This is a genomic window from Otoolea muris (assembly GCF_943193115.1).
Taxonomy (GTDB): domain Bacteria; phylum Bacillota; class Clostridia; order Lachnospirales; family Lachnospiraceae; genus Otoolea; species Otoolea muris.
This window is the reverse complement of sequence record NZ_CALPCY010000031.1, coordinates 18,853-42,602: the sequence shown is the minus strand read 5'-3', so window position 1 is coordinate 42,602 and position 23,750 is coordinate 18,853. Positions and strand designations below refer to the sequence as shown.

Below are 23,750 nucleotides of genomic sequence, written 5' to 3'. Positions count from 1 at the left end.
AGCAAAATATAGGACCTGAATATAACTGATCGTTTTTCAGATATGTTTTAATAGCCGTTATTATTTTCCTGATTACTAACCATGATTTTATTTTCAGAAAAAAAGAACAGGTTATCGAATGGCAGGATGAGGCATTAGGCTATGTTATAAAGTATAACATGGGAATTCCAGAGAACGCGGATGTTTCTGTTCATCAGGCAAATACGTTTAAAGTATATACAAAGTATGGTTTTCCCGGAAATCCTGCGCTGATTTTGGATGGAAAGAATATTAAACGTCTGGATGACTTACAGTATTTCATCAGCCTGGACAGTCTGACCATAAGAAATACAGGCGTCACTGATTTTAGGCCATTGGAATCTATGGATGAACTGATGTGGTTATCGATTGACGGATGCGAAGAAGCAAATTTAGAGGCAATCGGGCGATTAAAAGAATTAGTAGGGCTGAAGCTGAAAAACATGCCGGATGCCGTGATTCCACTTCTGGAGGATCTGACAAGTCTGGAGTATTTATCATTGGATGGTATGTCATTAGACAGCATATCATCCATGGGATGGCTTGCGCGCTTATCGAATTTAGAATTAAAAAATACGGATGTCAAAAAAACTTCCGGTTTAAGTATGTATTGGTCTTTATATTCGTTAAAGCTGGAACATTGCCCAATAGAGGTTCTTCCAAAGTTATCTGGCAGTCTTAATAATTTGGAGTTACGGAGTACATACGTCAGGGATCTGTCCATTTTACCGTCGGGAATCCGCTGTGTAGAGATTGGGAATAACGATATTGAATTCCAGACGCTGAATGGACTGGATAAGCTGTCCGATTTAAGAATCTATGCCAGCGATTTAGGCGATACAGGCAAGGTAATATGCTTTCCTGAGCTGATGTCTCTTACAGTTTCAAATTGTAACCTGGAGAAATTTGATTTTGTAAAGGGCCCTGTCTTGAGGGATTTGGATTTATCGGGAAATAAATTAAAAAATATCAATGAAATTCAAAATCTCGAAACGGTTATAAATTTGAATTTATCCTATAATGAGATTTCAGATTTAAAGGATTGGAAAGAGCCCAAAATTTAGTTACATTAAATTTAGCTGGGAATCAGATTAGCAATGTTGATATTCTCAAAGAACTTAAAAGCCTGATCAAAGTCGATCTGACCGGAAATCCGATAGCGTCGGGGGAGCCGGAGCGGAGTCCGGAGGATCCAAATTATTACTGAGAAAACGATGGTCCTGCTTATTGCGTCATGCTTAACATTAAGAGAGAGGAAGCATTTATGGAAAAAAGATCCCGTTCCCGCCGGAGACAGCCGGACAAATCCCTGAAAAAGTGGATACTTCCTCTTGTTTTCTTATTCACTGTTATAATTGTCGGCCGCCGTTATATGTATTACCGCGCCCAATATCTGAAACAGGCTGAATTAGATGAATCCTTAGAGTATCATCCTGTCCCTTTCGAGCCGGAACAGGATCACAGGATAGAATGGACGGATCGTATTTTGGAGGATAAAATCAGAGGTGTGATTGATAAAGGACAGGGAGATATTTACCTGAGCGATCTCTGGGATTGCGCGGTTCTCCGCCTGAACAGGGATATTTATTCAGCCAGATCGGAATTTGTTTCCGATATCAGCAGTCTGGCCGGGCTGAAAAATCTGAGGCATTTAGAATTAAATAATAACTGCATTACGGATATCAGCGCGGTCAGCACGATGGAAAATCTTGACACGCTGATGCTTCACGGGAACCGGATACTGGATTTTTCCCCACTCAATTCACTTGCGCGGCTGGATACTTTAATCCTGAGCAGCACGCATCTGAACGGAGAAGATCTTGAATGCCTGTCAGGACTGAAAAATCTGGGAATGCTGGTTCTTGATTTTAATGACATTGAGTCCCTTGACGCCTTGCGTAATCTGGATATTGTGTTTCTTTCCCTAAAATGGAATCAGATTACGGACATAAAGCCTCTGGCAGGTTTAAAAGAGCATTTGTGGTACTTGGTCTTAGACAGAAATCAGATTGAGAATATCGAACCGCTCGCTGAATGTTATTGGTTAGAGAATTTGTCGTTATCGTATAATCATATAACGGATATAGAGCCGTTAAAAAATTTATACCGGCTGGAGATATTGGATTTGAGGAATAATAATATTTCCGAATTGCCGGATTTCATCAGTATGACCTCATTAGCTGTTTTGAGATTGCAGAATAATAATATAACAACAGAGGAATGGAAAAAAATAAGGCTGCCTCAGTCCCCCATCACGATATATTTGTCAGGTAATCCCATTACTGATTTGGAGACAGATCGCGAGTATCCTTTTTTACATATCGTCTTTGAAGACGAATAGCAAGCAGCGAAAACAAGCCATATTGATAAGAGCTAAACGTTTCACGACATATGTTCGTTCAGACGTCTGAACAGCCTTCCAATGCAGCTTTACATCTGGAAAAGGAGTACGTCATGCAATCAGTAAAAAGGCGATCCTGGCGAAAAAAGCCGGGTAAAACATCTGGGACATGGGCCGTCTGGGGGCTTATCGCCTTTTTAGCGCTCAGCGCCGGATATGGCTCCAGAGATAGAGATAACCGCGCTCAGGATGCGAAACGGGCGATGTTTCAAAAGCAGCGTTTTTTAGTATTTAATCCCATGCTTGAACGCAGAATAGAATGCACAGATGAGATTTTGGAGGGCAAGCTTCTGAAGGTTACTGGTAAGGATAAAGGGGATATGTTCCTGAGCGATCTCTGGGACTGCAGGAAGCTGTCGCTGCAGCGGGTTATTTACAAATATCCAGATGTTGCCTATGCCTCCGGAAAGCCAATCAGGGATATCAGTTGTCTGAGGGGATTACGAAACCTGAGAAGCCTGAACCTGGATGAAAACCTGATCTCCGATATACGCCCGCTCAGCTCCCTGATACATTTAAAATATCTGTGGCTGGCCCATAATCCGATTCAGGATTTATCGCCGCTTAAGTCACTGACTCAGCTTTACCATTTAAATTTAAATGCCGCGCATGTAGGGGATGCGGATCTGGAGCTTTTATCCGGCTTAAAGAATTTGGGAATGCTGGAGCTTGACAGGAACGGGATTGAAAGCCTGGAAGCGCTGCGCGGTATGAATGTCTCCCGCCTTACCTTAAATCAGAACCAGATCTCGGATATATCGCCGCTGACGGATTTGGGCAGGTCGCTGTGCTGGCTGGAGCTGAATGAAAACCAGCTCACTGACATCGGCCCGCTGGCAGAGTGCGGGCGGTTGTGGGAGTTATCGTTACGCCACAATCGAATTACCGATATCGGTCCGCTAAAAAATTTAGACAGGGTGAGCTATCTTTGGCTGAGTGATAATGCGATCGCTACGCTTCCGGATTTATCCGGAATGACTGCCCTTGTTCAACTGGATTTGTCTGATAATCATATAACAACAGAGGAATGGAAAAAGGCCAGGCTGCCGGAAGGGATCTTTGAAGTTTATCTTTCCGGAAATCCGATTACGGACTTTGAACCTGCTCCGGGCAATCCTGATTTTAATATTGTTTTTAATGGGAACACGTTCAATACAGGTATTTTTAAAAATAGAAAAGGTGGAAATGAAACGGAAGATGGCGGCTGACGCTGCTGTTATTTTAGAAACAGGAGGATATCATGGAGTACAGGGATGAAAAAATTGCAGAACTAAAGAGGGAAAGGCGCCGCCTGAAATATACGGATATCACAGGGGAGGGCGTATTTATCAGCGATGTATTTGTAACTTTTGGTCCCAGGGAAATTCTGGGCGCGGCGCGGCTGTATATACCGGACACGTTTATCGAGATGCCAAAGGAGGTTCAGCGGATGAAATTTCCCTCAGTCAGCAGGCCGCAGGTGATTCTCACTTCTCTGGACAGCAGCGTGAATTTTGCTTTCAGCCTTGTGGATATCCGGACGCCGGACAGCCAGATTGGGACTTTGACATTACAGATGAAGGAGACGCTCAAAACAGCCAATCCGGCTGCGGTCTTTTATATAGAGGAATCAGAGCTTCTTGACAGCGGGCGCCCGCTCTGTATGTTTGATTTTAAAAATTTTGGCGTAGACGGGCCCATGTACAACATGACGTGTTTTACGCCGCTTGGTCCGCAAACGCTGCATGGAACATTTATCTGCCCTGAACAGGATGCGGGGGAATGGAAATACATGGCCTGGGCGGCGTTTAAGACAATCCGTGCGATGAAACAAAAGGAATGAGCGAAGGGAGTGAAAATAATGGATCGGCTTGAACAAATACGGGACTATTTGCAGCCTTATCTGGTGGGGCGCATGTTTGAAAAAACTGAGGCGGCGGGTATGCAGAAGGACAGGGATCGTCTGCTTCCTCAGGCGGCGGATCTGCTTTTGGCGGCCTTAAAGCGCCAGGAAGCGCAGCCGCAATGGCAGCCGTCCTATATGAGTTTGTTCCACCTGATGACAGGGCTGCTCACAGGCAGCCATGAGTATGAGCTGGCTGTGTCGGATCAGCAGTTGTATCTGGATGAGCTTCGGGTCGCGCGTTTCTGGAGCCCGGATTTTCTTTATTCGGACAGGCAGGGAAAGCAAAACGTGGGAAGCGCTCTGAAAGAACAGTTTGTGCGTCTTAACCATTACGAGATTTCCTATGCAGAGAGGTTTGTTTTTTATTCATGCCGCAGCATCGCGGGTGTATACTGGAAGGAACGCCTTGGTGAAATCACGGCTCTCAGGGAATTTAAGAGCCTGAAAAAAGCCCGTCCGTTCCGGTTCCTTTTCGGAGACTATATGGGCGAAATGCACACAGTTTGGGAGTATGAGGAGGTATAACAGGATGGCAGGGAGAGGTATATTCGGCAGCAGCTTTTCTATGAGTAATGAGTTTAATTTCAAAGGGAAAAAGACAGAGATGAAAAGCAGGGGTGAAGCGTGTATCCCTGTTTCGATGAGCGAGGCAGAGCCGCCTGCAGATAACGCCTCCTTTGTACCGCTGATCCTGGGAGCCCTTCCGGCATGCTCCGGAGCCAGGGAACCGTCGCCGCTTGAACAGTCTGTTATGGGAGCCGTCAGCGCGGCCGGGAGAATCGGGATAACGCAGGATTCACTTACATCCCGGTATATTTGCAGCTACAGCCTGCCGCTTAAGAAGGTGGTAAATGGAGCTGTTGCCAGAAGCGGGAGGATAAGCGGGGACGAGCTGAACCAGCTCCTGCAGACTTTGATGGACGGATGGCTCGGGGAGCCGGGTTCTGGTTTTATATCATATAAACAGATTCTGGCCTGGCAGATGCAGAAGGCTGTCCTCCCGGATTTTATGAAAGGACTGCAGGGGGATGTCTGTGCGATGACAGGAGATCCGGTCAATGCCAATACAGGAAATTTTGTTTATGAAAAAGAGGACTTGCTGATTTCCGACAGGGAACAGCTCTGTTTCCGGATCTTTTATAACAGCATGGATAAGCGCTCCGGAACCATGGGCATGGGGTGGCGGCATAACTATGAGGTTCGGCTGATGGTTGAAACGGATCGCTACACGATCCTCCGTGAGGACGGACGCGAGGAAGTTTTCCTGCGCTATAAGGGGGACGCTCCTGAACCGCTGTTTGGCCTTCCCTGCCGCCTGACGCTGGATAAGGACGGATATATTTATGAGGCGCAGAAGGGCGCTGTGTACTGTTTTGACCGCGGGGGAATGCTGTTTAAGAGGGTCGATCCAGATGGACGGGAGCTTTTATTTTCATATGACAAAAACGGGAGGCTGAGCAGAGTTCGCAGCCATGAAGGCAATTCCCTTCTATTTGAATATGATCCATTTAGCGGTTATCTGACAGGAGTGAGGGATCAGGAGGGCAGGCGCGCGGCATTTGCATACGAGATAAACCGGTTGAAACAGGCGTCAGACGCGGCAGGGCAGGTTTTTGTTTATGAATACGGGACAGATAAACGGGTGCGCAGAATCCGCAATCAGGAAGGCGTTTATGTCGTTGAAAACACTTATGACAATCGCGGCCGTACAATAAGGCAGCGATTTGCCGATGGGAGTGAAATGCGGTTTGATTATCAGGATTACTTAAACCGCACGCTTGTGACAGAGAGGGATGGGGCTAAGACTGCCTATATACATGACGGGATGTTCCGGAATGTGGAGACGATTTGTGCGAGGTGAGGTTCCATGGTGGAAAAAGTTACTGCGATCTTTGTTTCGATTATGGCAGGGGGAAAGAAAGACACATCCATGTGGAAACGCGGTATCGGTTTATATTTATCAGGGGTGTTTGCTTCGGCTATCATTGCCGGATTGACTCTTTTTGTGATTCCGGCCATAAACCGTTCACAAAAAGAATCACGCTTAGTAAATGATACAGAAGAATGGCCCGCAATATTTGAAAAGAACCGGACAGAAATGGAGATGCTGGAGGACTATTATAACCGTATCGAAAACTGGGACTTTTCATGTGTTTACTTTTGGGCTGAACGTAAACACATGTATCAGTGTTATAGTGGGGATTTAGACCGGAAATATGTAACAGATGAGGATTATGTTCCTAAAGAATTTTTAGAATTTTCTTTGAAAAGCGGGGACTTTCCAAAAGACGGATGCAGGGTTATCCTGCAGGGGGATTATTGGAAAAGCCCGAAGTTTTCTCTAAATATAAGTCTGGCGGATATTTCTCCGGATTCCAGGATATTAATTGTTGATATTTCCAGGTATGGAAACAAGGAATTCTTCTATTTATATTCTCCGAACGGTTTTCCGGCCGTAGAAGAGAGGGAATATGAAAGCCTGGCTATAAAGTCTTTGGGAAATGGCTGGTATTCTATTATCGCAGAACAGGGAGGGGAGTTACAGTATTGATACATGCTTTATTAAAACATAGATGGTCATTTTGTATAGCAACAGCCGGATTTCTGTCTGGAAGCGCAATATTGTATCTGTTTGCAGCATGGCCGTTGTTCCATTTTGTGAAGCCAGGCCGGAAGGGGGAATTTTATAATAATGTTGATGATATGGCGGCATTTTTTATAAATAACAGGGATGATTTTGAATATTTGGAATCATATTTTAGTGAGGACAGGGAGTGGGAGTTTACGTTTTATCAATACGAGAGCGAGTGGCACGGAGGGCATATGACATATCGTTACCGTACAATTGGAGGCAATATATGGATGAATTATCATGATGTTTTAGAGGAAGATGAGATATCTATAGTGTCTGAGAATTTAAAGGAATTTCTGGATTTTGCAGCCGGGGGGAACGAAATCTGGAGCATTGTTCTTCATGGCGACGCGGATGTGCTGGATCCTCATGATGAGAATAAGCGATATTTGGAAGTGAGATGTTATGAAGGGGAAGAAATCATTTCATATTTGTATGCGCCGCTGGATTCGTTGAATGAGGATAATTGGGAGCAACTGATGCCTTTGGAAGACGGGTGGTATTTGGGCATTGACCAATATATCCCCGTAAAGCTGGAGGAGGCGGTATGGGAGTATTAACAGAAATGACGGAAAACAGCTTCCCCAAAAAAGACCGCATACCTTCGTAATTATCCGGATTATTATGATTGTTGTTTTCACAATTATCGGATATTATATATATAATAGAGATCAGGCCAGTGATCGCACTGAATTGGACGAAGCTCTGGAGTACCGCCCTCTTCCGTTCAGTGTGGAAAATGACTATATAGCAGAATGGTCGGATACTGTCTTAGAAACCAGAATCAGAGAACAGCTCGGGAAAGAAAAAGGAGGTATTTATTTAAGCGATCTCTGGGACTGCGCTGATTTGTGGCTGAATACAGATTTGGATTCTCCCAGTCCGGAATTCATTACGGATATCAGCGATTTAACCGGACTTAAAAATCTGACAGGTCTGCAGTTAAACTTTAACCGAGTCACAGATATCAGCGCAGTAGCTACAATGGATAATCTTAACAAATTATTGCTTCATGGAAATCCAATCCTGGATTTTCACCGTTAGAAGCATTATCACGGTTAAGATACGTAAACTTAAGCGGCACGCATATGAAGGGCGAGGATCTTAAATGTTTGTCTCATCTCAAGTATTTAAGAATGCTGTATCTGGATTTTAATGAAATTGAAAATCTGGACGGATTACAAAATTTAAATGCGTCGTTTCTTTCATTGCGGAGAAACCAAATTTCAGATATCACTCCCCTGGCAGGTTCACAAAAGACGTTGTGGTATTTAGATTTAAGTGAGAACCAGATAGAAGATATCAGCATTTTGGAAAACTTCAGCAGATTAGAAGATCTGACGCTATGCCATAATAACATAACTGATATAGAGGCAATAAAAAAATTAAAGCGCCTGGAGTTTCTGGATTTGAGATATAATAATATTTCCGAATTACCGGATTTTACGGATATGGCTTCCTTACGTTATTTAGACCTATCTGATAATAATATAACAACAGAGGAATGGAAAAAAATAAGGCTGCCTCAGTCCCCCATCACGATATATTTGTCAGGTAATCCCATTACTGATTTGGAAACGGAACGCGATTACCCTTTTTTAAAGATTATCATGGATGAGTAATCTGTTTTTATATTGATTACGCATAAGCATATCATCGGGGAACATTATGGAAAAAGAAGCTCGCAGCAAAGACAAAAAGAAACTTTAAAATTGGAATGATTTTAGGAATTCTTTTTTCATGTTCGCATTATTTATCAGCGGCAGTCATTTAATTCATCAGCGCGCTGAAGGCAGGCTGCGGGAAGAATTGAAAAAACAGCCGTATAAAGTTTCATTAGAACCGGGAAATGACCGCCTGATAGAATGGAATGATATTGCTGACACCACAGCAATCGGCGTCATGAAAAATATGGTCAAATTATCCTTGGTGGAAATCTCGTTCAGGATATATCACCGAGTGTTAATCGCCCTGTGATTTTGGCCTGAATGTTGTCGCCCATTGTTCCTCCTTAATGGTAAAAAAAATAGAGCATATAGACTTCGGTTCCTATATGCTCTAACGCTGTTCCTATATGTTATTCTGATTGATATGATTGATTATACTAACTGAATAACCTCAGATTTGATTTCTTTTATGTCACTTTCCGGTAATTCGGGGAAATATTCGCTGACTTCGTCAATATTTATTTTCCCTTTTTTTAACATAAGTATTGCTTTTTCCATTAGAGCTTCTCTTTTAATATCTTTAGCATAAGTCCTCATAATCTGCTCATCGTCAAATAAACTCATCATAATCGTTACGACCTCCACTTCCTTGTTACTTAAATACTGTTTTAAGATATTCCTATCCTTGCAAATACGGATTGTTTCTGTAACCGCCTGTTTTGTCATTCCGTATTCTTTAATCTGCTCGTTAAAAACCTTGCAAAAAACAATGTACTCATTGATTATATTGTCCTTGTCACTCTCATATATGACTTTAGCTTTTATCTCGATATCAATATCTGCACCGTTAAAAAACTCTTGCGATAAAGATATTGTATCGGGTTTTCTGCCTTTGCTGCCTGTATATATTACATATAATTCAGGTTTTGGCATTTTAACTTTCTTGCTTTTATATAGGCTCTGGCTGGTTCGCTCGAAATATTCATGGTAACTGTGTGCTAAATACAGCAGTATTCTGATTAAAATATTTACCGTCCAACTGGCTTGCGCTTCTAACAACAAAAGCAATCTGTTGTTACCTGCCATTATACCCAAATCATTATAGAGATTATCTGTCAAAACATTGTCTATCGTTACAATATCCAGTGTGTTCTCTGTTACGTCTGTATCTTCTGGGTGCAATGCTTTGTATAGTTTCAACAAATTCTTTTTATCTTGGAAGAGGTCTAAAAACACACTGTTTTTTGCGGTGCGCTTTGCCTTAATTTCCTGCGTCTGCTTTATATCGTCCGACACTTTCTTACCTCGATTTTTAAAAATCTGTGACACAAGATACAATGTATCCTGCTCCTGTAACATTTCAATTATACAAAAAAAAGCCTGTCTATACAATAAAATTCACATTAAATTTCTTCCTCCCCACGGGAACGTTTGTTTCTCTTGCATATCGCCCGGAAGAAAAGTATAATAAGGATATGCTGTTCAAAGGAGAAGAAAGTATGCCGGATACAGAAGAGCCTGGGAAGAGAGAGAAGACGAAGCGTGAATTTATGCGCGAGACGATCGTGAAGCCGCCTTTATCGAAACGGCAGCTTGTAAAGCGGCTGTGCCTGTTTGTCTGCCTGTCAGTGCTGTTTGGGGCGCTGGCGGCGGTTAGCTTTGTGCTGTCTAAACCGCTGGCGGATCGGTATCTGGGAGCGGAGGAGCCGAGCGAGAGCCCTACGATTCTGTTTACAAAGGACGAGCCGGAGACAACGGCCGCCCCGGCGGAGACAGAGGCGCCGGAGCCGTCCGAAGAGGAGACGTTTGAGGCGGAGCTTCTGGAGGATGCTGTTGAAAAGGTGATGGCCGGCTACAGCTTTTCGCAGCAGAACTTAGATTCTTTAAGCAGCGTTCTGCGTGATATCGGAACGCAGTCGGATAAGGGGATTGTGACGGTCAGCCCCGGAAAGCAGCAGACGGATTTATTCGGGAATCCGGTGGAAAATACTACGAGCTATGCAGGCGCGGTGATTGCGCAGACCAGCGGGGAATACCTGATTTTTACGTATGCGGACGCTGTGCGGCAGGCGGATTATATCTCGGTTTTATTTTATAACGGGACGGAGGCGGCCGGGGAGGTGCGCCAGATCGACGGGGTAAACGGCATGGCGGTCCTGGCTGTGAAGGCCGCGAGCATGGACAGTGAGACGCGCTCGGAAGTGAAGGTTCTGAATCTGGGCAATTCGTATTCAGTCCGGATTGGCGATATGGTGCTCGGGGTTGGAGCGCCGTCCGGCATGGTTCATTCCCTGACATATGGGATTGTCTCCTATGTGGCCAGGGATGTGCAGGTTCCGGACGGAATTACCAGAGTCCTTTATACGGATATCAGGAGCAATTCCGGCGCGGGAACATTTCTGGTTAATACAGCGGGCGAGATCGTGGGCTGGACGACGGCGCAGTACGGGACAGAGGACGGCGGGGGACTGACGGCGGCTGTCAGCATATCGGATTATAAGACTGTGCTGGAAAAGATGACGAACAACAGCCCTGCGCCGTATTTCGGAATCCGGGGGCAGGAGATCAGCGAGGCAATGGGCGAGACGGGGATTCCCCGGGGCGTCTATGTGACAGAAGCTCTTGCGGGCAGCCCGGCTTATGACGCGGGGATTCAGAACGGCGATATTATCGTGCTGTTTGGGGAAAAGGAGATCCTGACATTTAAGGAGCTTCAGACGCAGATCGAAACCTGCCAGTGCGGGACAGCCGTGGCCGTGAAGGTGATGCGCCGTGGCCGCGAGGGCTATACGGAGCTGGAGTATAAGGTAGATATCAGAGCCAGGTAAACGCGCCTGGCTTTCTGAATGGGAGACTACGGCAGAAAGGAAAGGACTACATATCGTATGAAGTATATTGAACAATTCCGTGAAGGAATGCGCATTTCGGACATTTATCTGTGCAAGACGAGGCAGCTTGCGGTGACGAAGAACGGAAAAGAATACGCATCCGTTATTTTACAGGATAAAACAGGGACCATTGATTCCAAGATTTGGGATCTGAGTTCTCCGGGGATTGGGGATTTTGAGCCGCTCCAGTATGTCCATGTGGACGGAGATGTGACCGTATTCCAGGGATCTAATCAGTTGAATATCAAGCGCATCCGTCAGGCCGGGGCCGGCGAGTATGTGGAAGAGGATTACCTGCCTGTAAGTTCCAAAGATATAAAGGAAATGTATCAGGAATTGAAGGCGCTGATTCAGTCCATGAGGGATCCGTATTTAAAACAGCTTTCAGCCAGCTATTTTATAGAAGACAGGGATTTTGTGAAGCGCTTCTGCTTCCACTCTGCGGCGAAAAGCGTGCATCACGGATTTGTGGGAGGGCTGCTGGAGCACACATTGAGCGTGATGAAGCTATGCGATTATTATACAGAGGCGTATCCGATGCTGAAGCGTGATCTGCTGCTGACGGCCGCGCTGTTTCACGATATCGGGAAGACGAAGGAGCTCTCAGCTTTTCCGGAGAATGATTATACGGATGACGGGCAGCTTTTGGGGCATATCATTATCGGAACGGAGATGGCGGCAGAGCGGATAAAGGAGATCCCGGGCTTCCCGGAGAAGACAGCGGTGGAGCTCAAGCACTGTATTTTGGCGCATCACGGAGAGCTGGAGTATGGTTCTCCGAAGAAACCGGCGCTGCTGGAGGCGCTGGCCTTAAGCTTTGCGGATAATACGGATGCCAAGATGGAAACCATGACAGAGATTCTGAAAGGGGCCGGTGAGAATAACGGATGGCTGGGATACAGCCGGCTTCTGGAGACGAATGTGAGGAAGACGCTGTAGGGCTGCCGGCCGTGATGGAGGTTTTGATGAAATGGTTTGACGGAAAACGAAGAGAGAGCGGGGAATGCCTTCTGGCGGCGGGGATTTTGGCCGCGGCTTTTGCGTGGTTTCATTTTTCCAGCGTATGGGCGTCTTCGGATACGCTGTATTTCCTGAATGAGCTGAGCCGCGTCTCTGTGTCTGAGCTTCTCTGGTCCCGGTTTGAGAATGTGACGAGCCGTGTGGTACTGGAGGCGATCCTGTTTTTCTTTCTTAAGCATTCGCCGGTATGGTTTTATGTATGCAACACAGCAGTCGTTATACTGACCGTCTTTATGCTGGGTTTTTATGGAAGGGAGATGGGCAAGCGCTGTTTTCGCATGGAGGAAGCGCCGCCATTTTTCTGGCTGCTGACCGTTTTTCTGTTTTTTTGTTATCCTTTCGGGGATATGACGGTCGCAGGGGTTCCGGGAAGCTTCATAAACTATGTGTGGTCCGGAACCTTTGGGATGGCGGCGCTGCTTCCGCTGTGCCTGCTTCTCATGAATCGGGGGGAAGGGGTGTACAGCAAAAAGCTGTGGCTTCTTTCAGCCCTGTGCGTCATCCCGGCCGCGAATATGGAGCAGCCGGCCGCGCTGCTGTTTTTCTTTCTTCCGGCCGGGGCGGTTTATCTGTTCAGGAAAGGCGTAAAAAGCAGGGGGATTCTCGTCCTGTGGGGACTTACCATTTGTTCCATGGCGTTTTTGCTGAGCCAGGGCAACGCCGTCCGGGTGGAGATGTCCGCGCAGGCTTACTGGCCGGAGTTTACAGAACTGAATCTGATGCAAAAGCTGTGGAACGGGGTTGCTTCGACAATGAATTATCTGTTGTGCATCCCTAATATGATTTTTCTGAGCTTTGCGGTATTGCTGGCGCTTCTGGCGCTGTCTTCTCCGCAGAAAAGTGTGCTGTGGCGTCTGAGCGGCCTGATTCCGCTTTTCTGGGAAGGCGTGATCCTGGCGGCAAAGGCGGCGGGGAAACTGCTTGGCCGCGATCTGCTGCGCTGGTTTAACGGAGTGGAGGATTTAAGCCTTGGGACGGAGCTGAGCCCCCTGGGCGCAGGGCTGCCTCTGTTTTTGCAGGCTCTTGTGCTCGGGTCGGCAGTTTTGTTTCTATGGCAGTATCTCGATACCGTATTTTGGAAAATCTCGATAATCGGCCTTTTGGGAATTGGATTTGCCAGCCGCGTGCTGATGGGATTTTCTCCTACCCTATTTGAATCCCATATGAGGACGTTCTACTATATGTATCTGACGATCCTGGCGGCAGAGCTCTGCCTGGCAGCCGGACTTGGCAAATGTTCCGCAAAGTATTATCGGTTTTACTGGGTTTTTATCGCTTTGCTGGGGAATGCCAATTTTGTCAGAGTGGTGCTGAAGATAGCCGGATGAGGTTTTTTGGATGGAAGAGAGCAGTTTTCGTAAAAAGGTGACATGGTTTAATTTTATATGCTGCCTGTTCGTGATATGGAATCATGCCGGAAATGCGGAGCTGTTTCTGGGAGAGGCGTCGGCCGGACATCCGCTTTATGTGTTTGAGTATACGACGACGCCCAGGCTGCTCCGTATCTGCATCCCCGGCTTTATCATGCTGACAGGGTATCTGTTTTACCGCGGATTTGATATGGGACAGCTCCGGGAAAAATGGGCGCGGCGTGTGAAAAGCCTGCTGGTTCCGTATCTGTTCTGGAACGCGGCCTATTATGCGGGTTATGTGGCGGCCAGCCGGATCGGGGCGCTGAGGGCGGTAATCAACCGCCCGGTGCTGGCGGTGACGCTGAGCGGATTTTTGCAGGCGGTTCTGCATTATTCCTTTAATCCGGTGTTCTGGTTTATGTATCAGATTATCCTCCTGGTAGCACTGGCCCCGGTTCTCTATCTGATATTAAAAAATGTGTGGACCGGGCTGGCCTTCTTTTGCTTTGTGCTCATCCGGATCTACCAGCAGAGGCAGTTTCCCGGTTTGAATCCCGACGCGGTTTTGTACTATTCGGCAGCGGCATTTGCAGCGCTGCACGGACGCCGGCTCGTGGAAGCGCCCTGGAACGGACGGCGCGCCGGGGCGGGATTGCTTCTGATTGGCATTGGGATGATGCTGGGGCATTTTTATTACACAAGCGGACAGGTGGTCGCGATTGTGCTGTGCCAGCTTCTGGTTCCGGCCGGGGCATGGCTTCTTGTACCGGAACGTATCCTGGGCCGGGTCAGGCCGTTTATGACCTGTACGTTTTTTATTTATGCCTTTCACTTTATTCCGGTGAGGCTGATCAATAAGCTCTGCGCGGCGAGATTCCCGGGAAATGCGTGGGCGGCCGGGATATTGTTTGCAGTTATGCCGGCTGTGGCTGTGGCCGTGTGCTATCAGGCGGCCCGGTTTATGAGAAAATACGCGCCGCGGGTGTGGGCGGTTGTGAATGGGGGGAGGTAGACGAAAGAATGATTGTTGTTACAGTTCATAGCATTTTATACTTGACTTCACCCAGGCAAAATGCTATTATGAAGAAGAAAAAAGGCGGCGATAAAGCAGCCGCCTCTTGGCCTTTAATGATTGCTTATGCAATCATCAGCCGACCCATCAGATGCCGCGAAGCTAGCTGATGGGTCCTTTTTTGTCTGTCCTTTACGCCGTTCTATGTAAGACTGACACTTTTCGGTTAATGCAAGTACGCCTGTAAGGCCGCTTACAATACCGCCGAAGATGCTTACAATACGACCAATGATGTCCAAAAGTCCCATAGACCCGCTCCTCCTTTCATTGGTGTTTTGCACACCTGTGGCATAGTCTTAGGATACGAAAGATCTCCTAAGGCTATCCCAAAGGTGTGCATGCGCCAAATCGGGAGTGCCGCCCGCTAATCTGATGTTTTTTATTATAAAGGAATTTGGGAAAGAATGGAATGTATAATGTATAAAATTTGTCGAAATATTTCGGGTGGCGCGGGCCTGCCTTTCCGGCTGTCAGGTTAAGTCTGTCAATACCACGTAACAGTTTAAAAATTGTCTGGATTGTTACATTACTACACTAACAGGCTTTCACAAATTCTCAAAATAAAAGGGATTGACGTATTCCCCCCCTGCGGTTATAATTTCATTACACTCCAAACATCCGGACAGCCCAAGCTGCCCTGTCCCGCCGAAGCGGGGGAAGATAGAGGGGAGTTTTTTCATAGCTGCAAAGCAGACAGTCAGTTTACCGAAACCAGTAAATCAGTTAATAAGTGATCAAATACAGATGCCAGGAAGGTATTTCTGCCCGGAAGGGCGGGGCTTTTCTGGTATTTTTATGTCTTTGGACAGTCTTTGAGAGAGGAGAGCATGAATTTTGGCAGGAAAACGAATAGACATCCGGCTTTATCATGGAAAGAGAAAACGAAGAGTTTCCGCCGCGGCAGCCTGCCTGGCGGCGTGCGCATGGTTTGCGGCGGGCTGTGGGGGCGGCGCGGCGGACAGCCAGCCGGTTAAAGAGGTGAGGGAAACCCGCGCGGGGGACGGCGCGCAGGCTTTGGAAGCCGGAGCTCCATCAAAAAGCCGGAATTCGGTTATTGTGGTTATGTCCCCGAATTCCGAGCCGGCGGCGGGCTTTGATCCGGTTTACGGATGGGGGGCGGGGGAGCATGTGCATGAACCGCTGATCCAGAGCACGCTTACGGTGACGAAGCCGGATCTGACGATTGGATATGACCTGGCGACGGATATAGAGGTGTCGGAGGATGGGATGGCCTGGACGGTGTCCATACGGGATGACGCGCGTTTTTCGGACGGGGAGCGGCTGACGGCAGAGGATGTGGCTTTTACATATAATTTACTGCGGGACAGCAGCTCTGTGAATGATTTCACAATGCTTAAGGAGGCGCGGGCGCTGGATGATACGACCGTGGAATTTGTGATGGAACGGCCGTTTTCCATCTGGCCGTACACTATGGCGATTACCGGGATTGTGCCGGAACATGCCTACGGCCCGGATTACGGGAGCCATCCGATCGGTTCCGGGCGGTATGTTCTGAAACGGTGGGACAGGGGGCAGCAGGCGATCTTGGAGGCGAATCCGGATTATTACGGCGATGCGCCGAATATGGAACAGGTGACGGTGCTTTTTATGGAGGAGGACGCCGCTTTTGCGGCCGTGCTGTCCGGGCAGGCGGATGCAGCGTATACAGCGGCTTCGTATGCGGATCAGGAGGCGGCCGGGTATTCGCTGCTTGCGTGCGAGACAGTGGATAACCGCGGCTTTAACCTGCCCGCGATTGAGGCGGAGGAGAGGAATGGGCTTTTAATCGGAAATGATTTTACAGCGGATGTGCGGGTGCGCCGCGCGATCAACCTGGCGATTGACCGGGAAGAGATGATCGCAAATGTGCTGAACGGATACGGGAAGCCGGCCTGGAGCGTCTGTGATAAAGCCCCATGGTACAATGAGGCGGCGGAGGCATCCGGCGGCCGGGAGGAGGCGAGGCGGCTGCTCACAGAGGCCGGCTGGGCGCCCGGGGAGGACGGGATCCTTGTAAAGGATGGGATGCGCGCAGAGCTGACATTTCTCTACGCGGCCAATGATTCAGTCCGCCAGGCGCTGGCGGCGGATACGGCGAATCAGCTAAAGGAGATCGGGATCGACGCCTCGATCCGGGGCGTTGGCTGGGATACGGCGTACGACGAGGCGCAGTCACAGCCGCTTATGTGGGGCTGGGGAGCGCATACGCCGATGGAGTTATATAATATTTACCACACCATGGAGGGGACGGGGCTCGCGGCGTATTCGCCTTATGCGAACGCGTCAGTGGATGCCTATATGGACGAGGCGCTCGCGTCGCGGGATCTGGAGGCGTCCTATGAGCTCTGGAAAAAGGCCCAGTGGGACGGGAAAAACGGAATCACGGCGCAGGGAGATATTCCATGGGTGTGGCTGGTGAATATCGATCATTTATACTGGGTGCGGGACGGCCTGCATGTGGCTGAGCAGAAGATTCACCCGCACGGCCACGGTTGGTCGATTGTAAACAATGTGGATCAGTGGGAGTGGCGGTGATGGAAGGCAGCATGACGGGATATATTGGAAAACGGTTTATGAGGCTTTTGCTGTTTCTTGCGGCAGTAAGCGCCGCCTCTTTTTTCCTGCTGTCGCTTTCTCCGGTGGATCCCTTAAAGAGCAATGTGGGCCAGGCGGCCCTGGGTTCCATGTCGCAGGAGCAGATTAAGCGGCTGGAAGCCTACTGGGGCGTGGGGGTTCCGGCCGGGAGACGGTTTCTTTTCTGGCTGTCCGGGGTTCTTAAGGGGGACTTTGGCATGTCGCTTCTCTACCGCCGTCCGGTGATGGAGGTGATTGGGGAAAAGACGTCCAATTCCCTGTGGCTGATGGCGTCGGCCTGGCTGTTTTCCGGAGGGCTCGGTTTTCTGCTGGGCGTCATTTCCGGGGTGAAAAGGGGACAGTGGCAGGATCGTCTGATCACGGCCTGGTGTATGGTGACGGCCGGGACGCCGGCGTTCTGGCTGGCTATGATGCTTCTGATGCTTCTGGCTGTCCGGTTTCCTGTTTTTCCGATAGGCTTCAGTCTTCCCGTGGGTATGGCGGCGCAGGAGGCGACGCTTGCGGATCGTCTGAGACATGCATTTCTCCCGGCGCTGGCGCTGGGGCTTACGGGCGTGTCGAATATAGCCATGCATACAAGGAGCAAGATGATTGAGGTAATGGAAAGCGATTACATCTGCTATGCCAGGGCCAGGGGGGAGCGGGGATGGCGGCTGATACGGCGTCATGGCCTGCGGGGCCTTATGCTCCCGGCGATCACGCTGCAGTTTGGCTCGATCAGCGAGATTTTCGGCGGCTCTGTGCTGGTGGAAGCGGTGTTTTCCTATCCGGGGCTCGGGCAGGCGGCTGTCACGGCGGGGCTGGGGGGCGATGCGCCGCTGCTTATGGGAATTACGCTGATCAGCGCCGTTCTTGTATTTACAGGAAATTTCGCCGCGGATTTGCTGTATCTGGCGGCGGATCCCAGGATGCGCGCAGGCACAGGCAGGAAAGGGGGCGGACGTCATGTCCATGGAGGCTCATGAGACGGAAAAAAACGGGGAGAGAAGACCGGGGACGTCATGGGTCAGGCTGATTTTTTACAGCCAGAGGGGCCGGATTGCGGCGGGCGTCATATGTGCGGCTGTTTTTCTGACGGCAATCGCTTTTCTGGGAAATATCTGGCTTGAGGATGCCATGGCCGTGGATTTTTCCAGAAAAAATCTCCCGCCGGGCCCTCTGTATCTGTTTGGGACAGACTGGCTGGGGCGAGATATGATGAAACGGACAATAGCCGGGCTTTCCCTGAGTATCCGTTTGGGCTGTGTGACAGCGGCGGCGGGCGCTTTGATCGCTCTGGCTCTCGGGACAGCGGCGGCGCTCATGGGTCGGGCAGTGGACGGGCTGATTTCAGGGCTGATTGATCTGATGCTGGGAATCCCCCATATGCTGTTGCTGATCCTGATTTCCTATGCGGCCGGAAAGGGCTTTCGCGGGGTGGCGGCTGGGATCGCCCTGACACACTGGCCGTCCCTGGCAAGGCTTCTGCGCGCGGAGGCGCTGCAGATCAAAACGAGCCAGTATGTGGGTATTTCGCAGAAGCTGGGGATGAGTCCGTTTCAGGTTGCCGCCCGTCATCTGCTTCCGCAGCTCGCGCCGCAGTTTTTGACCGGTCTTATTCTCCTGTTTCCGCATGCCATTCTCCATGAGGCGTCGATTACTTTTCTGGGCTTTGGCCTGCCTCCGGAGACGCCGGCAGCGGGCGTGATTTTGTCAGAGAGCATGTCGTATCTGATGACGGGAAAATGGTGGCTGGCGGTATTTCCGGGAGCGGCGCTTGTGTCAGTGGTTCTTGCGTTCGAGTGGCTGGGACAGGGCTTAAAAGCCCTTCTGGATCCGGGAAGCGCGCATGAGTAGCAGGGGGTGTGTCAATGGAAGAAAACATTCTTTTGAAAATCCGGGATCTGCATATCCGATTTACACAATATGACAGGGGGCTGAAAAGAAGGGAGCTCCACCCGGTGCGGGGGCTGAGCTGCGATGTGGAAAAGGGAAAGCTGACAGCCGTCGTGGGGGCCAGCGGTTCGGGAAAAAGCCTTTTGGCCCATGCGATCATGGGGATTTTGCCTTATAACTGCCGTATGGAGGGCGCGATCGATTACGATGGGCAGCGGCTTGACGGCAGGCGTCTTGCGGCGCTTCGCGGAAATGAGATTACCCTGGTTCCGCAGGGCGTTTCTTATCTGGATCCCCTGATGCGGGCAGGGGAGCAGATACGCGGGGGCAGGAAAGACTCGGCGGCGCGGGAAAAATGCAGGCAACTCTTAAAACGCTACGGCCTGGGTCCGGAAACGGAACGGCTTTATCCGCATCAGCTCTCCGGAGGCATGGCAAGGCGCATCCTGATCGCGTCGGCCCTGATGGGAGATCCGAGGCTAATCATTGCCGACGAGCCCACCCCCGGGCTTGACGCGCATACGGCCAGGCGGGTGGCCGGGCATTTTAAAGAGCTGGCCTGCGGGGGAGCCGCGGTTCTCCTGATCACGCACGATCTGGAGCTGGCGCTGGAATGCGCGGACAGGATATTGATATTTTATGAGGGAAACGTGATTGAGGAGGCGGATCCCGGCGATTTCCGGGCGGGAAGGAATCTGAAGGAGCCGTATACGCGGGCGCTGTACCATGCCATGCCGGAGAATGGCTTTCAAGTATGGGAGGAGGCGGATCGATGAGGCTTAGGGCTGAGGAGATATCCTTTCAATACGGGAGGGGAAAGGGACAGATCTTGGATCGCATTTCCATCTGCGTGGATGAGGGCGAGCGGGTGGGACTGACCGCGCCGAGCGGATTTGGAAAAACGACGCTTTGCCGGCTGCTCGCCGGATATGAGAGGCCGGATAAAGGGCGCGTGCTGCTCGATGACAGGCCGGTGGAGACATACAAAGGCCGTCTGCCCGTGCAGATGATCTGGCAGCACCCGGAGCAGTCCGTAAATCCCAGATGGAGGATGAAGCATGTTCTGAAAGAGGGCGGGGAGATCTCCGCGGAGCTGATCCGGCGGCTGGGGATCCGGGAAGAATGGATGGAACGTTTTCCGTCAGAGCTGTCAGGGGGCGAGCTGCAGCGCTTCTGCATCGCCCGGGCGCTGGGGGAGGGGACGAAGATTCTTTTGGCGGATGAGATTACGGCGATGCTGGATATGGTGACGCAGAGCCTGGTTTGGAATGTGGTGCTGGAGGAGGCAAAGAGGCGGGGAATTGGGGTTTTGGCGGTGAGTCATAGCGAGGGGGTGTTGGAGAGGGTTTGTACGAGGCGGGTTATAATGCAATGGTGATGCCTTTGGTTTATGTGTGTGCGGGTTGTGGCAGATCGTAAGAGGGGGCCAGCGACAGCCCGCCTGTATTAAGAATTGACGAACCAGTGTGATTCATATTACAATTAAAACAGCGCGACAGGAGGCAGGAGATGGATATAAAAGAAATGCTCCATAATGTCCGTGAAGGGCATATGAGTATCGAGGAAGCGGAAGAAAGACTTAAGAACCTCCCCTATGAGGATCTGGGCTTTGCGAAGCTGGATCTGCACAGGAAGCTGCGTTCCGGTTTCCCGGAAACGGTTTTCTGCGAGGGAAAGCCGGATGCGTATCTTGCTTCTATCTTTGAGACATTGCACCGTGAAAACGGAGAGGTACTGGGGACGCGGGCGTCAAGGAGCCAGTTTGAGCTGGTGCGGGAGCGTATTCCCGGCATTCTGTATGATCCGATCTCGCGGATTTTGAGGATAGAGCAGGAGGGAAAGCGTCTGTATGGCTGCGTGGCGGTCTGTACCGGGGGCACGGCGGATATTCCGGTGGCGGAGGAAGCGGCGCAGACAGCGGAATTTTTCGGGTGCTTTGTGGAACGGTTTTATGATGTGGGGGTGGCGGGCATACACCGTCTGCTCTCGAAGCGGGAACAGATTGCGAGGGCAAACTGCGTGATTGCTGTTGCCGGGATGGAGGGCGCGCTGGGGACGGCGGTGGCCGGGCTGGTGGAAAATCCGGTGATTGCGGTTCCGACCTCGGTTGGCTATGGGGCGGGCTTTCACGGTTTATCGGCGCTGCTGACGATGATTAATTCGTGTGCGAACGGAATTTCAACGGTAAATATTGACAATGGGTACGGAGCCGGCTATCTGGCGGCTCAGATTAACAGACTGGCGGTGAAAGAATGATGGAAGAGAGAAAAGAGAGATATCTGTATTTGGACTGCAGCTCCGGGATCAGCGGGGATATGACAGTGGGGGCGCTGCTGGATCTGGGGGCGGACAGAGAGGTTTTGGAGAGGGCCCTTGACAGCCTGGGAGTGGGCGGATATCATCTGCATTTTGGGAGGAAGAAGAAATGCGGGATTGACGCCTTTGATTTTGACGTGCATCTGGAGGATGAGGACGGCCACGGTCATGAGGAACACGGTCATGGGCATTCCCACGGACATGTTCACAGGAATTTGAACGATATTTTTGACATTATCGGCCGTCTTGATGCGGATGATGCCGTTAAGAATCTGGCCAGAAGGATGTTTTCGATTGTGGCTGAGGCGGAGTCAAAGGCGCACGGGATTCCGGTGGAAGAGGTTCATTTCCATGAGGTAGGGGCTATTGACTCGATTGTGGATATTGTCAGCGCGGCGGTATGCTTTCATAATCTGGGTATTTCCAGGGTTTATGTGTCGCCGCTGGCAGAGGGGCAGGGGTATGTGCGCTGCCAGCACGGCGTGATGCCGGTTCCGGTTCCGGCTACGGCCAATATTGTCTCCGGCCATGGACTGACGCTCCGTTTTACGGAGAATCAGGGCGAGATGGCGACGCCTACGGGCGCGGCGATTGCGGCGGCCCTGCGGACAGAGGAGGCAATGCCTGAATGTTATACGATCGAGAAGATCGGAATCGGCGCGGGAAATAAGGATTTTGAACAGGCGAATATCCTGCGGGCGATGCTTATTTGCCCGAAAGAAAAGCCGCAGGCCGTCTGGGCGCTGGAGGCCAATCTGGACGACTGCACGGGAGAGGCGCTGGGCTTTGCCATGGAGCGGCTTTTGGAGGCCGGGGCCAGGGATGTGTGGTATACGCCTGCTTTTATGAAAAAGAACCGTCCGGGCTATACGCTCCATGTGTTATGCGGCGCGTCTGAGATCGGGCGCATGGAGCAGATCGTATTTGCAGCGACAACCACAATCGGGATCCGCCGTTATCCGGTGGAGCGGACAGTGATGGAACGGGAGACGAGGCGCGTCCCGACGCGCTACGGCGAAGCAGCGGCAAAGATCTGCCGCCTGGGGGAACAGGTTTCCTGCTATCCGGAATATGAGAGCGTGCGCTCTATCTGCCTTGAAAAGGGGCTCGGATTCCAGGAGGTATTTGCCGGCGTGGCAGAGGATATGAGGGACTGCGGAAAATGATGGGAGAAATGAGTCAGTCTCTGAGGGAGCGCTTTGAGGCTCTTAAGGATTTTATGGATCAATGCGCGAAAGGGCCGGTGTGCGTGGCCTTTTCGGGCGGAGTGGACAGCAGCCTGCTCCTCAAAATGGCATGCGAGAGCGCGGAAAAATTTCACAATCCGGTCTATGCCGTTACCTTTTGGACCATGCTGCACCCGGCCTGTGATCTGGAGATCGCGGGCCGCGTTGCCGCGGAAGTGGGGGCGGATCATCATGTGATAGAAGTCAATGAGCTGGAGCTTGAAGCGCTCCGGAATAACCCGCCGGAACGGTGTTATTTGTGTAAACGCCACCTGTTTCAGACGCTTCTTAAATTTGCAGACGAACGGGGGGCGCAGTGCGCGATAGACGGGACGAATGAGGACGATCTCCATGTATACAGGCCGGGCCTTAAGGCCCTTAAGGAACTGGGTATCATAAGCCCCCTGGCGCGGTTTCACATCACAAAACAGGAGGTTAAGGAGCTGGCGTCCGGCTATGGGCTTTCCACGTCCGGACGCCCCTCAACGCCCTGTATGGCGACCCGCCTTCCGTATGGGGAGCCGTTAGACTATGCGCTCCTGCGCCGGATTGAGGAGGGCGAAACAGGGCTGAAGGCGATATTTACAGGCAATATCCGCCTGCGCGTCCACTGGGATACAGCGCGCATCGAGGTGGATCCGGATCAGATGGAGACGGCCGTAAAACGCCGGGAGGAGATCTGCGCGATGCTTAAGGGGCTGGGCTTTCGCTATATCACCCTGGATCTCGCCGGCTTTCGCTCCGGAAGCATGGATTCGGCGCTGGAAAACGCTGGCGGGCGGTATTGCCTGTAAACGGCGTGG

At 50.3% G+C, this 23,750-nt stretch carries 26 protein-coding genes; 25 read left to right on the top strand and 1 reads right to left on the bottom strand.

Features of this window, described 5'->3' with window-relative positions; all coding sequences use genetic code 11:
• Positions 1-158: 158 nt before the first annotated feature.
• The 12 genes from NFS31_RS17055 (at position 159) to NFS31_RS17005 (ending at position 8,913) form a co-directional block, all read left to right on the top strand.
• Positions 159-1,082, top strand: a complete 924-nt coding sequence (locus tag NFS31_RS17055) for a leucine-rich repeat domain-containing protein (protein WP_251497619.1) — start codon at positions 159-161, stop codon at positions 1,080-1,082.
• Entirely contained in the window at positions 1,061-1,225 is a 165-nt protein-coding gene (locus tag NFS31_RS28360; protein ID WP_416389475.1) for a leucine-rich repeat domain-containing protein, read from the top strand. The genes NFS31_RS17055 and NFS31_RS28360 overlap by 22 nt, the downstream gene beginning before the upstream one ends.
• A 57-nt stretch (positions 1,226-1,282) precedes the next feature.
• The gene (locus NFS31_RS17050; RefSeq protein WP_251497618.1) at positions 1,283-2,359 is read left to right on the top strand and encodes a leucine-rich repeat domain-containing protein; all 1,077 of its coding nucleotides are present in this window, start codon (positions 1,283-1,285) and stop codon (positions 2,357-2,359) included.
• Positions 2,360-2,472: 113 nt separating this feature from the next.
• Positions 2,473-3,627 (top strand): leucine-rich repeat domain-containing protein, encoded by a 1,155-nt coding sequence (locus NFS31_RS17045; RefSeq protein ID WP_251497617.1) that lies wholly within the window; start codon positions 2,473-2,475, stop codon positions 3,625-3,627.
• A 32-nt stretch (positions 3,628-3,659) separates the two neighbouring features.
• Positions 3,660-4,241: a hypothetical protein gene (locus NFS31_RS17040; protein WP_251497616.1), complete on the top strand. Its 582-nt coding sequence runs from the start codon at positions 3,660-3,662 to the stop codon at positions 4,239-4,241.
• Positions 4,242-4,259: 18 nt separating this feature from the next.
• Positions 4,260-4,829 (top strand): hypothetical protein, encoded by a 570-nt coding sequence (locus NFS31_RS17035; RefSeq protein ID WP_251497615.1) that lies wholly within the window; start codon positions 4,260-4,262, stop codon positions 4,827-4,829.
• Between the two features lie 4 nt (positions 4,830-4,833).
• On the top strand, positions 4,834-6,165 hold the full coding sequence (locus NFS31_RS17030; RefSeq protein ID WP_251497614.1) for a DUF6531 domain-containing protein: 1,332 nt from the start codon (positions 4,834-4,836) through the stop codon (positions 6,163-6,165).
• Between the two features lie 237 nt (positions 6,166-6,402).
• Positions 6,403-6,855 carry a hypothetical protein gene (locus NFS31_RS17025; protein WP_251497613.1) on the top strand — a complete coding sequence of 151 codons (453 nt, stop codon included), beginning with the start codon at positions 6,403-6,405 and terminating at the stop codon, positions 6,853-6,855.
• Between the two features lie 311 nt (positions 6,856-7,166).
• Positions 7,167-7,496, top strand: a complete 330-nt coding sequence (locus NFS31_RS17020) for a hypothetical protein (RefSeq protein WP_251497612.1) — start codon at positions 7,167-7,169, stop codon at positions 7,494-7,496.
• Positions 7,497-7,560: 64 nt separating this feature from the next.
• Complete coding sequence (locus tag NFS31_RS17015; protein WP_251497611.1) at positions 7,561-7,980, top strand: hypothetical protein; 420 nt, start codon at positions 7,561-7,563, stop codon at positions 7,978-7,980.
• A 44-nt stretch (positions 7,981-8,024) separates the two neighbouring features.
• The gene (locus NFS31_RS17010; RefSeq protein WP_251497610.1) at positions 8,025-8,558 is read left to right on the top strand and encodes a leucine-rich repeat domain-containing protein; all 534 of its coding nucleotides are present in this window, start codon (positions 8,025-8,027) and stop codon (positions 8,556-8,558) included.
• 118 nt (positions 8,559-8,676) lie between these two features.
• A complete protein-coding gene (locus tag NFS31_RS17005) occupies positions 8,677-8,913 on the top strand; it encodes a hypothetical protein (protein ID WP_251497609.1) in 237 nt (78 codons plus the stop codon).
• Between the two features lie 122 nt (positions 8,914-9,035).
• On the opposite strand, the gene NFS31_RS17000 is transcribed toward NFS31_RS17005, so the two are convergent.
• Positions 9,036-9,941: a hypothetical protein gene (locus tag NFS31_RS17000; RefSeq protein WP_251497608.1), complete on the bottom strand. Its 906-nt coding sequence runs from the start codon at positions 9,939-9,941 to the stop codon at positions 9,036-9,038.
• A gap of 161 nt (positions 9,942-10,102) precedes the next feature.
• On the opposite strand from NFS31_RS17000, the gene NFS31_RS16995 reads away from it, so the two are divergent.
• The 13 genes from NFS31_RS16995 to larE all read left to right on the top strand — a co-directional run bounded on the left by NFS31_RS16995 (position 10,103) and on the right by larE (position 23,741).
• Complete coding sequence (locus NFS31_RS16995; RefSeq protein ID WP_160225929.1) at positions 10,103-11,431, top strand: S1C family serine protease; 1,329 nt, start codon at positions 10,103-10,105, stop codon at positions 11,429-11,431.
• Between the two features lie 57 nt (positions 11,432-11,488).
• Positions 11,489-12,430, top strand: a complete 942-nt coding sequence (locus NFS31_RS16990; RefSeq protein WP_251497607.1) for a 3'-5' exoribonuclease YhaM family protein — start codon at positions 11,489-11,491, stop codon at positions 12,428-12,430.
• Positions 12,379-13,839 carry a hypothetical protein gene (locus tag NFS31_RS16985; protein ID WP_251497606.1) on the top strand — a complete coding sequence of 487 codons (1,461 nt, stop codon included), beginning with the start codon at positions 12,379-12,381 and terminating at the stop codon, positions 13,837-13,839. Before NFS31_RS16990 ends, NFS31_RS16985 begins: the two co-directional genes overlap by 52 nt.
• Before the next feature lie 10 nt (positions 13,840-13,849).
• Positions 13,850-14,875 carry an acyltransferase family protein gene (locus NFS31_RS16980; RefSeq protein WP_251497603.1) on the top strand — a complete coding sequence of 342 codons (1,026 nt, stop codon included), beginning with the start codon at positions 13,850-13,852 and terminating at the stop codon, positions 14,873-14,875.
• An 8-nt stretch (positions 14,876-14,883) separates the two neighbouring features.
• Positions 14,884-15,045, top strand: coding sequence for a hypothetical protein (locus NFS31_RS16975; RefSeq protein WP_251497600.1), 162 nt, complete (start codon positions 14,884-14,886; stop codon positions 15,043-15,045).
• A 724-nt stretch (positions 15,046-15,769) separates the two neighbouring features.
• Positions 15,770-17,470, top strand: a complete 1,701-nt coding sequence (locus NFS31_RS16970; protein ID WP_331482723.1) for an ABC transporter substrate-binding protein — start codon at positions 15,770-15,772, stop codon at positions 17,468-17,470.
• Positions 17,470-18,495 carry an ABC transporter permease gene (locus NFS31_RS16965; protein ID WP_251497597.1) on the top strand — a complete coding sequence of 342 codons (1,026 nt, stop codon included), beginning with the start codon at positions 17,470-17,472 and terminating at the stop codon, positions 18,493-18,495. Before NFS31_RS16970 ends, NFS31_RS16965 begins: the two co-directional genes overlap by 1 nt.
• Complete coding sequence (locus NFS31_RS16960; RefSeq protein ID WP_331482722.1) at positions 18,476-19,366, top strand: ABC transporter permease; 891 nt, start codon at positions 18,476-18,478, stop codon at positions 19,364-19,366. Before NFS31_RS16965 ends, NFS31_RS16960 begins: the two co-directional genes overlap by 20 nt.
• A gap of 14 nt (positions 19,367-19,380) precedes the next feature.
• On the top strand, positions 19,381-20,181 hold the full coding sequence (locus NFS31_RS16955; RefSeq protein WP_251497594.1) for an ATP-binding cassette domain-containing protein: 801 nt from the start codon (positions 19,381-19,383) through the stop codon (positions 20,179-20,181).
• Positions 20,178-20,783 carry an ABC transporter ATP-binding protein gene (locus tag NFS31_RS16950; protein ID WP_251497591.1) on the top strand — a complete coding sequence of 202 codons (606 nt, stop codon included), beginning with the start codon at positions 20,178-20,180 and terminating at the stop codon, positions 20,781-20,783. The genes NFS31_RS16955 and NFS31_RS16950 overlap by 4 nt, the downstream gene beginning before the upstream one ends.
• 131 nt (positions 20,784-20,914) lie before the next feature.
• A complete protein-coding gene (gene larB / locus NFS31_RS16945; protein WP_251497588.1) occupies positions 20,915-21,661 on the top strand; it encodes a nickel pincer cofactor biosynthesis protein LarB in 747 nt (248 codons plus the stop codon).
• A complete protein-coding gene (gene larC / locus NFS31_RS16940; RefSeq protein WP_251497585.1) occupies positions 21,658-22,887 on the top strand; it encodes a nickel pincer cofactor biosynthesis protein LarC in 1,230 nt (409 codons plus the stop codon). The genes larB and larC overlap by 4 nt, the downstream gene beginning before the upstream one ends.
• Positions 22,884-23,741, top strand: coding sequence for an ATP-dependent sacrificial sulfur transferase LarE (gene larE / locus NFS31_RS16935; RefSeq protein ID WP_251497582.1), 858 nt, complete (start codon positions 22,884-22,886; stop codon positions 23,739-23,741). Before larC ends, larE begins: the two co-directional genes overlap by 4 nt.
• Positions 23,742-23,750: the final 9 nt, after the last annotated feature.